Origin of the sequence: Corallococcus sp. 4LFB (assembly GCF_046520365.1) — a bacterium.
In the GTDB taxonomy this organism is placed as follows: Bacteria; Myxococcota; Myxococcia; order Myxococcales; family Myxococcaceae; genus Corallococcus; species Corallococcus caeni.
Genome location: NZ_JBKGHJ010000011.1, coordinates 1 through 11,647, shown reverse-complemented (window position 1 = coordinate 11,647; position 11,647 = coordinate 1). Strand labels below are relative to the sequence as shown.

Here is an 11,647-nt window from a genome sequence, read left to right as displayed (position 1 = left end):
TTAGGATGGACGGGTGACGTCCAACTCAGGCCTGAACGACGGCTACGTGTATCGCGAGCAGATTGAAGCCGGCGCCGGGCGCAGCGCGCTTGCCTACCTGACGGACACGTACCGGCACTCCTCCGAAGCGGAGTGGCGCGCCCGCTTCCTGCGCGGTGAGGTCCAGCTGGATGGCGTCACGGCGACCGGCGACGAAGTGCTGCGCGCCCGGCAGGTGCTGTGCTGGCACCGCCCTCCCTGGCAGGAGGGAGAGACGCCGGACAGCTTCGAGCTGGTGCACGAGGACGAGACGCTGCTCGCGGTCATCAAGCCGGGCGGCTTGCCGACGATTCCCTCGGGCGGCTTCCTCAAGAACACGCTGCTCTCGTTCGTGCGGAAGCGCTGGCCGGAGGCTTCGGCGCTGCACCGCCTGGGGCGGGCGACCTCGGGGCTCGTGCTCTTCTCCCGCACGCGCGAGGCGGCCGCACGCCTGTCGCGCGACTGGCGCGAGGGCAGCGTGGAGAAGCGCTACCGCGCGCTCTCGGAGGGGCTCGCGACGCAGGAGCATTACGAGATCCGCGCGCCCATCGGGCTGGTGCCCCATCCCCTGCTGGGCACCGTGCACGGGGCAACCCCCCAGGGCAAGGCGTCGAGCAGCAGCGCCCGGGTGCTGGAGCGGCGTGCCGGCCAGACGCTCTTCGAGGTGCACATCCACACGGGCGCCCGAGCAGATCCGCATCCACCTGGCGTTCATCGGCCACCCGCTCGCCGGAGACCCGCTGTTCGCCGCGGGGGGCTGCCCCGCGAGCACTCGCCCGGGCTGCCCGGAGATGGCGGCTACCTGCTCCACGCGGAGACGCTCGCCTTCACCCATCCGCTGACGGGGGAGCGCCTGCGGTTGCACGCGCCACCGCCTCCCGGGCTGAGGACCTCCGAAGGCTGACGTACCCCCGCTGGCCCGCTCGCCTCTTCCTGGGGCACGTGGCTCGAATGACCGCCAGCCCTCACTCGGGCCAGTCCTCGGGCCAGTTCTTCCTTGGGCCACCGGTTTCCACCTTCGTCCCGGTTCCGACCCCCCGAGAGAGCTCGGGTGCATCGGTCGGCCCTGCACGCCCACCGCTCGGTGAGCACGCGGTCTGAAGACAAACAGGATGGGGGCAAGATGAAGAAGCTGAAATGGGCGCTGGGGTGCTTGTCGCTGCTCGCGGTCTCTGGCTGCACCGACGACGATTACGACCCGTACTACTACGACGCCGCCTATTACGACCCGTACTACGGAGCGTACGACGCGGCGTGGAGCTACTCCTGGGCCGATCCCGTCTACGGCTATTGGTACTCCAGCATTGGCGGGGTGCTGCCGCAGTCCACCGTCAGCGGGCTGCCTCAGGACTCCGTCGACGTGAACGCGGCGGCCGCCCAGCTCGCGGCGAACGCCTCCTCCACCTTCACTCCCGCCGGGTGCGCCACCGCCACCGCGTCGGGCGCGACGGTGAACTACACCTTCAACAACTGCGGGGCGCAGGTCGCGCTCCAGCAGATCTCCGGCAACGTGCAGCTGGTGCTCGCGGACAACCAGGGGCAGCTCTCCATCAACGCCACCTCCTCCAACCTCACCATCAACGGAGCGCCGTACAACCTGTCCATGCAGATCACCGGCTCGCCTCCCAACGGGGACCAGCGCCAGGTGACCATCACCTCCAACAGCTACTCGCCGGATCGCTTCGACACGCGGTCCTCCCAGAGCACCGTCACGTGGGTTTCGGGCAGCGGGTGCTTCACCCTGGATGAACAGTCGCAGTCCACGCGGGGTGACCGCAGCTCGACCACGAACGTCTCGGGCTACCAGCGCTGCGCCAACCAGTGCCCCTCGGCGGGGACGGTGACGTCGCAGACGAGCGAAGGGACGTTCACCACGACGTTCGACGGCTCCAACACCATCCAGGTCGACTCGCCGGGGGACGCGACCCAGTCGTACTCGCTCGACTGTTGAGCTCCGGGGCGCGGGCGGGAGCGTTCGGTTCCCGCCCGCCAGGCCCTTGCCCGCCTCCCCAGACGCACGGCGCGCGCGTGACGATATTCAGCCATGCCGCGGCTCGTCATGAGCCGCGGCTTCAACTGATTCGTCGCGACCCCGACGCGCGAGGAGGAGCAACCGTGCTGAATACCGAATCCGTTGGCGAGCCCCTGCCTCATCTCGAGAGCCGCAGCCTGCTGGCCGAAGCCCGGCGGGCCGTCCCGGAAGCCTTCGACGCCCAGGGCCGGCTGCTCTCGCCCATCGCTGGGAGGTGGATCCAGCCGCCTGCCTGGTTCGACGCCGTCTCGCCCATCGACGTCAGCGTCCTCGCGGAGCTGCCGCTGCTCGGCGCCGGACAGGTCGCTTCAGGCGTGGAGCAGGCAGCGGCGGAGTTCGCTCCCTGGGCGGCCCGTCCGCTCGAGGATCGCGCCCGCTCCGTCGCGGAGGCGGTGGTGCTGCTCCATGCGCACCGGGACCTGCTCGTCCGGGTCCTCGCCTGGGACATCGGCAAGACGCTGCCCACGGCCGCCAACGACGTGGACCGGTGCCTGGCGGGCATCGCGTGGTACCTGGAGCGGATGGGCACGATGCTCGACGGCCGGAAGCCGCTCGGCCTCGTGTCGAACATCGCCTCCTGGAACTATCCCTTCTCCGTGCTGCTGCTCAACGTGCTCGTCCAGACGCTCGCGGGCAACTCGGTCATCGCGAAGATCCCGACCCAGGGGGGCGGTGTCTCACTCACGCTCGCCTTCGCCCTGCTGCGCGGCGCGGGCCTTCCCGTCTCGCTCGTCGGCGGGCGCGGCAGGGACCTCTCCGAGGCGCTCGTCGGCCATCCTCGCATCGCGGGGGTCGCCTTCATCGGCGGCCGCGCCAACGGTGCGGAGGTCCACCGCCGCCTGCGCGACACGGACAAGCGCTATGCGCTGGAGATGGAGGGCGTGAACGCCTACGCCATCACGCACTTCACGGACTGGGACGCGCTCGGCGCACAGCTTCGCGCGGGCTTCGACTTCGGCAAGCAGCGCTGCACCGCGTACACCCGCTGGGTCGTCGAGCGCTCGCTCGTCCCCAGGTTCGTCCGGACCTATGTCGACGCCGTCTCCACGCTGCGCGTCGGCAACCCGGTCCTGGGCGCGCACGTGGACTTCGGGCCCCTCATCTCTCCCAGCAAGGCCCAGGAGCTGCGCTCCCTCATCGCCGGAGCGCGGGCGCGGGGCACGGCGGTGCTGCATGAGGGGGTGCTCGCGGAGGACGCCTTCACCGCGCGGCAGGAGCGGGGCGCGTACCTGCCGCCCGTCCTGCTCTTCGGCGTTCCGCGAGACAGCGAGCTCTACCTGCGCGAGCCCTTCGGTCCCGTCGATGTCCTGGTGTCGGTGGACTCCGAGGAGGAGCTGGTGCGGGAGGCCAACGTCTCCAACGGCGCGCTCGTGGCCTCGGTGGCGACGGACGACCCCGGGCTCGCCCGGCGCATCGCCGCGCGGCTCCACGCCTTCAAGGTCGGCATCAACGCGCTGCGCTCGCGCGGCGACCGCGAGGAGGCCTTCGGCGGCAAGGGGGGCTCGTGGGCGGGCGCCTTCGTGGGCGGCACCCACCTGGTGCGCGCCTTCACCGACGGCCCCCATCCCATGGAGGGCAACTGGCCGGGATGAAGGCAGGCGCGGACCCCTAACGGGTACGTGACCTCTTCGCTTGGAAATCGCCCCGCGGGGGGGCCAACCGAAGAGGTCACAACCTGAACGGATTTTCAAGGGCGCAAACTCGGAGCGATTCGGCTACAGCGCGGCGCATCCCCTGAGACGGCTGCTCCTGTCAGCCGGTTCGAGTGCCCACGATGCATGCTCCTGCTCCTGAAGTGACGCTCTCCCCACCGCGCCGTGCCAGCCGCGTCAAGCGGTGGGTCATCGGCGTGCTGCTGCTGCTCGCGGTCTTCGCGGGCTCGTCGCGGTCAAGGCGGGCCAGATTGTCGCGATGATCAACGCCGGTGAAACCTTCGTGCCGCCGCCGGAGGCCGTCACGTCCGCCCAGGCGGAGTCCTTCGACTGGCAGGGGACACGGAGCGCCGTCGGCACGGTGATCGCGCTGCGAGGCGTGACCCTGAGCGCGGAGCTGCCGGGCGTCGTCAGCGACATCCGCTTCGACAGCGGCGCGTCGGTGAAGAAGGGCCAGGTGCTCGTCCAGCTGGACACCTCCAGCGAGCTGGCGCAGCTGGCCGGCGCCGAGGCCGAGGCCCAGCTGGCGCGGCTGAACCGGGAGCGCGCCGAGAAGCTCAACGCCCAGGGGGCCAACACCCAGTCGGACCTGGATGCCGTCCGGGCCCGGGCCACGCAGGCCGAGGCCACGGTGGCCCACCTGAAGACCCTCATCGCGAAGAAGACCCTCCGCGCGCCCTTCGAGGGCCGCGTCGGCATCCGGCAGGTGGAGCTGGGGCAGCTCGTCTCCCCGGGCAACCCCGTCGTCTCCCTCCAGTCCACCAGCCCCGCGCTCGTGGAGTTCCAGCTCCCCCAGCAGGCGCTGGCCCAGGTGAAGCAGGGCCAGAAGGTGCGCCTGCGCGTCGACGTCTTCCCGGGCGAGTCCTGGGAGGGGGACCTCACCACCATCAACCCGGAGGTGGAGATGTCCTCGCGCAACGTGCGCATGCGCGCCACCGTGCCCAACGCGGACGGCCGGCTCCTGCCGGGCATGTTCGCCAGCGTGGAGGTGCTCTCCGGCGCCAGCGAGCCCGTGGTCGCCATCCCCGCCACCGCCGTCCTCTTCGCGCCCTATGGCGACTCGGTGTTCACCCTCGCCGAGGGCAAGGACGCCGCGGGAAAGACGGCCCTGCTGGCGCGCCAGCAGTTCGTGCGGCTGGGCGAGCGCCGGGGTGACTACGTCGCGGTGACGTCCGGCCTCAAGCCCGGGCAGACCGTGGTCAGCAGCGGCGTCTTCAAGCTGAAGAACGGCGCGGCCGTCGTCGTGAACAACGCGCTGGCGCCTCCCGTCGAGGCCGCGCCCCAGCCGGTGAACCCGTAGGGCCGCGGAGAGGCGAACCCATGAACTTCACCGACCTGTTCATCCGGCGTCCGGTCGTGGCGCTGGTCGTCAACCTCGTCATCATCATCGCGGGCCTGCAGGCCCTGCGCACCCTCAACGTGCGGCAGTACCCGCGCAGCGAGAACGCCGACATCACCGTCACCACGGTCTACGTCGGCGCCAACGCGGAGCTCGTCCGTGGCTTCATCACCACGCCGCTGGAGCGCGTCATCGCCGCGGCGGACGGCATCGACTACGTCGAGTCCACCAGCTCGCAGAACATCTCCATCATCCGTGCCCGGCTCAAGCTCAACTACGACGCCAACCGCGCCCTGAGTGAAATCAGCGCCAAGGTGGACCAGGTGCGCGGCGACCTTCCGCCCGAATCCCAGGTCCCCGTGCTGAGCATCGAGTCCGCGGACAGCCAGTTCGCCATCGCGTACCTCAACTTCACCTCCGACTTCCTCGAACAGAACGAGCTGTCCGACTACCTGGTGCGCGTGGTGCAGCCCCGACTGTCCTCGGTGGAGGGCGTGCAGCGCGCGGACATCCTCGGGGCGCGCACGTTCGCCATGCGGGTGTGGATGAAGCCGGACGCGATGGCCGCGCTCAACGTCAGCCCCATCCAGGTCCGCCAGGCGCTCACCGCCAACAACGCGCTCGCGGCCGTGGGCCAGACGAAGGGCTCGCTCGTCCAGGTGAACCTCACCGCGAACACGGGCCTGCGCTCCGTGGAGGAGTTCAAGCAGCTCATCGTCCGCAAGGACGGGGGCGCGGTGGTGCGGCTGTCGGACGTCGCGGACGTGGTGCTCGGCGCCGAGGACTACGACACCGACGTGACGCTCAACGGGAAGACGGCGGTCTTCATCGGCATCTGGTCGCTCCCCAACGCCAACTCGCTGGACGTCATGCAGCGCATCCGCAAGGAGATGGACTCGCTCAAGCAGGACCTGCCCGAGCAGATCCACGGCGGCGTCGCCTTCGACGGCACGAACTACATCCAGAACGCCATCGACGAGGTGGTGAGCACGCTCGGCGAGACGCTGCTCATCGTGGTCCTGGTCATCTTCCTGTTCCTGGGCTCCGTGCGCTCCATCCTGGTGCCGGTGGTGGCCATCCCGGTGTCGCTCATCGGCACGGTGTTCCTGATGCAGGTGTTCGGCTTCACGGTGAACCTGCTCACGCTGCTCGCGGTGGTGCTGTCGGTGGGCCTGGTCGTGGACGACGCCATCGTCGTGGTGGAGAACGTGGAGCGCCACCTGCGCGACGGCCTGCGCCCGGTGGACGCCGCCCTCAAGAGCGCGCGGGAGCTGGTGGGCCCCATCATCGCGATGACGCTCACGCTGGCCGCGGTGTACGCGCCCATCGCCTTCCAGGGTGGCCTCACGGGCTCGCTGTTCCGCGAGTTCGCGCTCACGCTGGCAGGCGCCGTCACCCTGTCGGGCGTGGTGGCGCTGACGCTCTCCCCGATGATGTCCTCCGTGCTCCTGAAGGCGGGCCACGAGGACCAGGGGTTCGCGGGCGTCATCAACCGCGGCTTCGCGCGCCTGCGGGCCGCGTATGCCCGCTCCCTGGACAGCTCGCTGCTCGTCCGCGGGCCCGTCTACGCGGCGTGGATCTTCCTGAGCGTGCTCGCCCTGGTGATGTTCAGCCAGTCGGCCCGGGAGCTGGCGCCCGTGGAGGACCAGGACTTCGTCATCGGCATCGTCAGCACCCCGTCCAACTCCACCCTGGATCAGCTGAAGCCGGCCGTGACCCGGACGAGCGAGCTGCTGATGGACATGCCGGAGTCCAGCTTCAACTTCCAGATCGTGCAGCCGACCAATGGCTTCTGGGGCCTGGTGCTGAAGCCGTTCAAGGAGCGCAAGCGCACCACGGCGCAGGTGCTGGCGGAGGCGCAGGCGCGGGTGAGCACCATCCCGACGGTCCAGACGTTCGCCCTGCAGCCCCCCGCGCTGCCGGGCGGTGGCAACTTCCCGGTGGAGTTCGTCATCGCGTCCACGGCGGAGGCGGATGAGCTGCTGGGCTTCGCGCAGCAGCTCCAGGAGAAGGCGGCGCAGAGCGGGCTGTTCGCCTTCCCGCCCATCATCGACGTGAAGCTGGACCAGCCCCAGTCGGAGGTGGAGGTCGACCGTGAGAAGGTCGCGCAGCTGGGGCTGAACCTGGGGACGGTGGGCATGGACCTGGGGTCGGCCGTGGGCGGCAACTACGTCAACCGGTTCAACATCGCTGGGCGCAGCTACAAGGTCATCCCGCAGGTCCTGCGGACCTCCCGCCTCAACCCGGAGCAGCTCAAGGACCTCCACGTCACGGGGCCCGACGGCAAGCTCGTGGCGCTGTCGTCCATCGCGTCCCTCAAGGAGAAGGTGGCGCCCCGGTCGCTCAACCGCTTCCAGCAGCTCAACGCCGTCAAGCTGAGCGGCGTGGCCATCCGTCCGCTGGATGAGGCGCTCACCTACCTGGAGACGGAGGCCGCGAAGATCCTGCCCGCGGGCTACCGCATCGACTACACGGGCGAGTCCCGGCAGCTGCGCCTGGAGGGTGACTCGTTCGCCCCGGCGTTCGGGCTGGCGGTGGTGCTCATCTTCCTGGTGCTGGCGGCGCAGTTCAACAGCTTCCGGGATCCGCTCATCATCCTCGCCGGGTCGGTGCCGCTGGCGCTCTTCGGCGCGCTGACGACCACGTTCCTGCGGATGCCGAACCCGACGATGCCGTACTTCACGGACAGCTTCACCACCACGCTCAACATCTACTCCCAGGTGGGGCTGGTGACGCTGGTGGGGCTCATCGCGAAGAACGGCATCCTCATCGTGGACTTCGCCAACCGCCTCCAGGAGGAGGGCCGGACGAAGCTGGAGGCGGTGAAGGAAGCGGCCGCCGAACGGCTCCGTCCCATCCTGATGACGACCGTGGCCACGGTCGCGGGCCACTTCCCGCTGGTGCTGGTGTCGGGCCCGGGCGCGGCGGCGCGCAACAGCATCGGGCTGGTGCTGGTGACGGGCATGGCGCTGGGCACACTCTTCACCCTCTACTTCGTGCCGGCCATCTACCTGCTCATCGCCAAGACGCGCACCGTGGCCGCCAGCGAAGCCGTGGCGCCGCGGGAGCAGCCCGAGGTCGCCGCGTAGCGGAAGGCGTCCGCGAGGAAGTCCGACAGCGCCGCCGGTCCACGGGCACGGCGGCGCGCTCATCCTCGGCCAGGGCGCTGAGGCACGAGGTGCACTCCGCCGCGCTCATCAGTGGGGCAGGCTGGGCCGGTCCGGGTAGTCCTGGGGTTGCTCGTGTTCGAAGTGCTCCGCGCCCGTGTGGTAGACCGTCACCCCCGTTCCGTTCCCCGGAAAGTCCTCCCAAGGGACATCTCTGTACGCGACGGTGATCGGCTGCGCGATCCCCAGCACCTCGCGAATCAAACGGATGATCTTGGGTGAGGCGACCAGCATCTCGCCGTAGTTGTTCAGATGCTCCCGGATGAGCTTCAGCTCGCGGAGGCTGGCGTTGCGGTGACGTGCTGCCTGTGAAATCGCGTGAATGAGGCAGTTATTGACTCCGAGGAGTTGCTCCGCATCCGTCTGGACCTCGGTGTGGCTCATCTTCACCCGTTTACGTCCACCCTTCGCTGCTGGCGCGTAGATTGGCTTTTCGCCGGTGAAGAACATCTTGAAGTCCATGTCGCCCGGATTTCCCGACGCGGTCCCAAGGTGGCGCCGCATCTGGTGCAGGTGGTGCCGCCCGCCATGGCTCCCTTTCATGAGGTCCGCCAGGATGGCAGCGGTGGCTTCAGCCATCTCCTGACTCATCGTGACGGTCGCCTTCTTCAGCAACGAGTCCAGGAGCTGATGGAGCGTCTCGCGCGTCTTGCCCTGGTGACGCGTCTGGAGATTCCGGGTGAGGTTCTGCCAGTTGAACTGCTCGCTCTGCCCCGCTCGCTTGAAGACACGCTGCTGGATGCCGAGCACCTCCGCGCTGCGCTCCTTCTGCTCCTCTTCGATGTCGCTCAGCTGCAGCAGGGGCGTCGCGTAGATGTCCTTCGTGCCCGGATTGTTGAGCTCGAAGTGAAAGCCGCCGATCGAGGTGATGATTGGCAACTGCTCGTACGCATCGCGTTTGACGACCTGCCGCCCGAAGCGAACGGCGTCGAAGGGGCTCAGTTCGTGTACTCCGGTGCGGTTCTCCGTGTGACCGGAGCGGAGCAGGCTGGCCTGCCCTTTCGACAGGCTCTCCTTGATCCGGCTCAGATCCCAATCGGTGTCTTCGTCGGAGCTCCAGCCGGCGATGTCCTCCATCTCGTGGACCTGGGTGCTCGTCGGGGCAAGATCCGAGGGTGGTTCGATGCGGTTCGTCTTAATCTGATTCAGGTTCCACGCCAGAAGCAGACCGCGACGCAACTCCTTGTCATTCTCTTTGTTCTTGATGTACGCAAGCACTTCTTTGCACGAGGCCTCGAATCCGAGCTTCTTGGCGAGGATGTATTTCTCCGCGTGCCTCTTCGATCTCTGCACGGAAGGTCCGGGCGCATCGGCGCGCATCGCGGCCGTGAGCTGAAGCAGTCCTTCCGCCGACTGTCCCGACGCCACTCTGTCGGCCACGGCGCCAGCATGCTGCTCGTACATGTCCTCCACCTGTCCACCGCCGCCCGGAAGCCGCACTCCGGCCCGCTGCTGCACCACGTGCGCCGCTTCATGCGCGGCGGTGCGCGGATCTGGCGTCCCGGCGAACACCACGTGCGCTCCCGTGCAATAGGCACGGGCATTCATGGCGGTGGCGGTAGCGGTGGCCTCCGGGCCTACGTGTGCCCGTACCTGGCTCAGGTCGTAGCGGCCGAACAGCGGCTGAAACTTCTCCAGGAAGGGCAGTCGCATGGATGGCGTCTGGATGCCCTGCGCCGCGGCTTGATGGATGCTGGCCGCCGAGATGTCCTCTTCCCGTGGCGACAACAGTCCCGCCAGGATGCGCTGGACCGCTCGATTGCCAATGGTCCCTTGAAGAAACTGGATCCGGGTGGCCTGCCGCGCAGGCGGAGCATGTGCATCCCTGCCTCCCGCCTTCGCGACAGCGGGCTGTAACGAAGGTCGCAAGGGGGAATGCGCCACTGCTCGGCTCCGCGAAGAGTCCTGGAGGCGGCGCTGGCGCTGGCACGGTGCCGGGCAATGGGTAGGAGGGAGGGTGGCTTTCTTCATTCCCGCTGGCACTTTCTGTCCGACGGACATGGTCCCGCCTCGGAGGGGCATGAAGTCCCAGGGCTACTTCGCGCAGTCGCAGTTCTGGATGTTGAAGAAGGGCTTCATGTCCAGCGCGCGTCCCGGGCCCGGCTCCACCTCCACCTCGATGGGGTCATCGGGCGTCCAGGTGTTCTCGCACTCCAGCACCTGGTCGCTCGGGCAGTCTCCCGTGCTCTCCATCCAGACATCGATCTGGTCGGGCTCGCACGACGCGCACATGTCCTCGATGATCAGATACTTCTTCAGGTCGGGCACATACAGCCGGGTGCCGGGTGAGAAGGCCCCTCCCGTGGCGGCTGCCGTCGTGATGGGGTCCTCGAAGGTGCCGACCCCTCCTGCCTCCTCATGGAGGGTTCGCGGGTCGGAGGAGTGGGGAAAGGCAATGGCTCTGCCGGGGGGATCGTTGTCTGGGAAGCCGTAGAAGGTCATCTTCACTTGCATTGCGTGCTCCTTCAAAAGCCCGGTGTGGCGCGTATCAGGGGCCCTCTCCTGTCTGATATGGGTATTGGCTCCAGCCCATGCACTGGCGGTGGCAGGGGTTCACGGCGGCCAGGAGAAGCGTGCTTCGTCCAGCACCCTGCCCAGCTTCTGGCATTCACGCCGCGTGGCGTGCAGCAGGTGCGCCATGCGGACGGGGTGCCCCTGGGCCGCGGCAAGGAATGCGGCGGCCAGGGCGATGTCGCGAATGGAGGCGCCCGACAGCTCGAACCGCTGGGCCATGAAGTCCCAGTCCAGCTCCGGGGCGAGTGGCGTGCCTTGCGGCCAGATGCGCTGCCACAGCAGGCGCCGCTCCCGCTCGCCCGGCAGGGGGAACTCCACGATGGCCCGCAGCCGGCGCACGAACGCCGGGTCCAGGTTGGACAGCAGGTTGGTGGTGAGGATGGCCAGCCCGGTGAATGCCTCCAGGCGCTGCAGCAGGTAGCCGGTCTCCAGGTTGGCGTAGCGGTCGTGCGCGTCGCGCGCCTCGGTGCGCCGGGCGAACAGCGCATCCGCCTCGTCGAAGAGCAGGACGGCCTGACCGCGCTCGGCTTCGTCGAAGAGGTGGGCCAGGTGCTTCTCCGTCTCGCCGATGTACTTGCTCACCACCGAGGACAGGTCGATCCGGTACAGCTCCAGCCCCAGGTCCGCCGCGAGCACGCCCGCGGTGAGCGTCTTCCCGGTGCCGGGCGGGCCCGCGAAGAGCAGGACCATTCCCTGGCTCCCGCCGAGCGTGCGCGCGAAGCCCCAGCCCTCCAGGACGCGGAGCCGGAACCGCGCCTGGTCGCGGAGCTCGCGGAGCTGCTCCAGCCGGCTGGCCGGCAACACCAGGTCTTCCCAGTTCCAGGGCGTGGCCACCCGGCGGACGAGAGGTCCCAGCCGTGGGCGCAGGTGCTGGCGGCAGGCCGCGTCCACGTCCGCCGGTGTCACCGCGCCGCCCCCGGGGGGC

8 protein-coding genes are annotated in these 11,647 nt (G+C 68.8%); 5 read left to right on the top strand and 3 right to left on the bottom strand.

Annotated elements, in window-relative coordinates; genetic code table 11:
• Window positions 1-13: 13 nt before the first annotated feature.
• The 5 genes from ACLEQD_RS02390 (at window position 14) to ACLEQD_RS02370 (ending at window position 8,130) form a co-directional block, all read left to right on the top strand.
• Window positions 14-922: an RluA family pseudouridine synthase gene (locus ACLEQD_RS02390; protein WP_410381416.1), complete on the top strand. Its 909-nt coding sequence runs from the start codon at window positions 14-16 to the stop codon at window positions 920-922.
• A gap of 219 nt (window positions 923-1,141) precedes the next feature.
• Complete coding sequence (locus ACLEQD_RS02385; RefSeq protein WP_410381414.1) at window positions 1,142-1,969, top strand: hypothetical protein; 828 nt, start codon at window positions 1,142-1,144, stop codon at window positions 1,967-1,969.
• Window positions 1,970-2,133: 164 nt separating this feature from the next.
• On the top strand, window positions 2,134-3,642 hold the full coding sequence (locus tag ACLEQD_RS02380) for an aldehyde dehydrogenase family protein (protein WP_410381412.1): 1,509 nt from the start codon (window positions 2,134-2,136) through the stop codon (window positions 3,640-3,642).
• Window positions 3,643-3,886: 244 nt separating this feature from the next.
• Complete coding sequence (locus tag ACLEQD_RS02375) at window positions 3,887-5,002, top strand: efflux RND transporter periplasmic adaptor subunit (RefSeq protein ID WP_410381410.1); 1,116 nt, start codon at window positions 3,887-3,889, stop codon at window positions 5,000-5,002.
• 20 nt (window positions 5,003-5,022) lie between these two features.
• Window positions 5,023-8,130 carry an efflux RND transporter permease subunit gene (locus ACLEQD_RS02370; RefSeq protein WP_410381408.1) on the top strand — a complete coding sequence of 1,036 codons (3,108 nt, stop codon included), beginning with the start codon at window positions 5,023-5,025 and terminating at the stop codon, window positions 8,128-8,130.
• Window positions 8,131-8,238: 108 nt separating this feature from the next.
• On the opposite strand, the gene ACLEQD_RS02365 is transcribed toward ACLEQD_RS02370, so the two are convergent.
• The 3 genes from ACLEQD_RS02365 to ACLEQD_RS02355 form a co-directional block, all read right to left on the bottom strand.
• A complete protein-coding gene (locus ACLEQD_RS02365; RefSeq protein ID WP_410381406.1) occupies window positions 8,239-9,936 on the bottom strand; it encodes a DUF4157 domain-containing protein in 1,698 nt (565 codons plus the stop codon).
• Between the two features lie 306 nt (window positions 9,937-10,242).
• Window positions 10,243-10,662, bottom strand: a complete 420-nt coding sequence (locus ACLEQD_RS02360) for a hypothetical protein (protein ID WP_410381404.1) — start codon at window positions 10,660-10,662, stop codon at window positions 10,243-10,245.
• A gap of 99 nt (window positions 10,663-10,761) precedes the next feature.
• The coding region (locus ACLEQD_RS02355) for an ATP-binding protein (RefSeq protein ID WP_410381402.1) at window positions 10,762-11,647 on the bottom strand (886 nt) is incomplete at its 5' end.

Excerpts from the sequence above, each read along its gene's own strand:
- ACLEQD_RS02385 (WP_410381414.1), top strand. The coding sequence starts at position 1,142 with ATGAAGAAGCTGAAATGGGCGCTGGGGTGCTTGTCGCTGCTCGCGGTC.
- ACLEQD_RS02370 (WP_410381408.1), top strand. The coding sequence starts at position 5,023 with ATGAACTTCACCGACCTGTTCATCCGGCGTCCGGTCGTGGCGCTGGTC.
- ACLEQD_RS02360 (WP_410381404.1), bottom strand. The coding sequence starts at position 10,662 with ATGCAAGTGAAGATGACCTTCTACGGCTTCCCAGACAACGATCCCCCC.